The organism is Marinifilum sp. JC120, from assembly GCA_004923195.1.
Taxonomy (GTDB): domain Bacteria; phylum Desulfobacterota; class Desulfovibrionia; order Desulfovibrionales; family Desulfovibrionaceae; genus Maridesulfovibrio.
This window is the reverse complement of record RDSB01000055.1, coordinates 1-1,847: the sequence shown is the minus strand read 5'-3', so window position 1 is coordinate 1,847 and position 1,847 is coordinate 1. Positions and strand designations below refer to the sequence as shown.

Below are 1,847 nucleotides of genomic sequence, written 5' to 3'. Positions count from 1 at the left end.
TATTCACTTCAAGTTTAAGGGTGGAAAGATTCTGCTGAGCGGTAGTTACCTTCTCGTTTTCTCTTCCGGATTTGATTCTGAGTGCTGTGCCTCCGAGGACCAGAGCGGCGATGAGCAAAACACCAACGATTTCGAGTAAGTTCATTTTGTTCTCCTAGTAGGCCATGTTCAGGCCGGATTGTTGTTGAATGTCGGACATTGCCAGAACAATGTTGGACACCACGTAAACGATTGTAATGATGCAGCAGTAATTGATGACTTTGGCTTGCGCTTTTACCTTTTCAACTCCTTCAGCAAGCATTTCCTCAGCAATGAGGTAGAGTTGGCTGTGAAAGTTGCTGAGTCTTGAGTAAATTCGTAGATCCTCAATGATTTCCTTGGTCGGGAATTGGTAGCCGGAGTCATCCAGAGCAGGGCCTAATTTTTTACCTTTAGTGAGCTGAGCGAGTACTGATTGCAGCCGTTCTTTGAGCCATGGCCCTGTGTCTGGAATAGCCAGCATTTTTTCAATTGCGGTTGAAAGCTGGATTCCTGATTTCATAAGAATGGCAAGAGTAAACAGCCACAGACTGCCGATGATCAGGCGGTAGAATGACCATGGCGGGATGGAATCAAAGCGGACACGTAGATTGCCGGTCCAGATTTTGATGGTGGCTAAGGAGAGCARACCAGACAGTATCAACGCGGCAAGAAGGATTGTCCCTGCGGTGGAATCAATAAAGCAGGATACCCGGTAGAGAAACTTTGCCCCGTCAGTCCAGTTTTCCGGGTTGGAGATCTGGATATAATTGGGCATGGCATATCTTGCGAATACAACCAGCAGGGTGATGAGTGCGCAGATCAGTAATACAGGATAGGCTAAAGCCTTACGCATGGAACCGATAATCTTCATTCTCGCCTGAATCAGCTGCACGGCAAGATCAAGGGATTTGTACAGCTTACCGGAGGTAATTCCACTATCTATGAGCATTACTTCTTCTGCGGGAATGAATCCCTGCATGGCTTGATGGAGCTTGTCTCCGCCATCTAGTCGGGCAGATATCTCTTCCAGAACAAGGGCCAATGGGTTTCGTTTCTTGGCGTACCTTTCTTGAAGCTCGGCAACGCTTTCCGCCACGAGAACTCCATGCCGGGTCAGTGCTGCCAGTTTTCTRTAAAACTTGATGCGCACTGAAGCATTAAAGAAGAGTTTGGCAAGTATTCTGTTTAGATCAGGACGCTGCATTAGGTTTCTCCACAATTTTAGAGCCTGCCATTTCATCGAGGCCGGTTGCGGAAATTCCCTTGTTAAAATCGTCAGCGACCTTGGCGTAGTTCAGCGGAACGCCAAGTCTTTTTTCGGTCAGGTAAGGATCAATAATCCCTTCTTCAATGAGCTTAATGGCATGACTTACAAACGTTTCCCCGTTTTGTTCATTCCGCCAGTGCTTATATGCACCTTCCATGTTCCCGGCGCGGATGTTGCGCAGGATTACGTGGTCTGTGGTCACTATTTCAGAGGCTACRGTCTGGCCTATAATTCCTACGCCGGAGCAGTGCTTACATCCTTCTCCCCGGACATGGACGTTTTTCTCGGCTAATTTGTCTACTGCCTTAAAYAAACGGCTAAGCACTGGTTCGGGGAGATGCTTGCGGCGCAGCTCGTTGTCTTCAGCAAGTTTGGTGATTTKCATGATCGGCTGTTTGCAGTGCGGGCAGAGTACCGGAACAAGTCGTTGGTGATGCAGGCCGGAAAGCACAGTATGGTCGCAAAGGTATTCAAGCGGGTCCGGGTAGTTAGCAGCGCGAAGCAGGGAAACCATTCTCTGAATGATCCCGAAGGCACTGTTTGCATGGACGGTTGTCCA

At 48.4% G+C, this 1,847-nt stretch carries 3 protein-coding genes; all 3 read right to left on the bottom strand.

The genetic code is table 11. From position 1 onward, the window contains the following. Positions 1-145, bottom strand: a 145-nt coding sequence (locus D0S45_20265; protein ID TIH09103.1) for a pilus assembly protein PilS, incomplete at its 3' end; no start/stop codon positions are given. 9 nt (positions 146-154) lie between these two features. Next, positions 155-1,225 (bottom strand): type II secretion system protein, encoded by a 1,071-nt coding sequence (locus tag D0S45_20260; protein TIH09102.1) that lies wholly within the window; start codon positions 1,223-1,225, stop codon positions 155-157. Further along, positions 1,212-1,847, bottom strand: a 636-nt coding sequence (locus tag D0S45_20255) for a secretion system protein E (GenBank protein ID TIH09101.1), incomplete at its 5' end; no start/stop codon positions are given. The genes D0S45_20260 and D0S45_20255, both read right to left, overlap by 14 nt.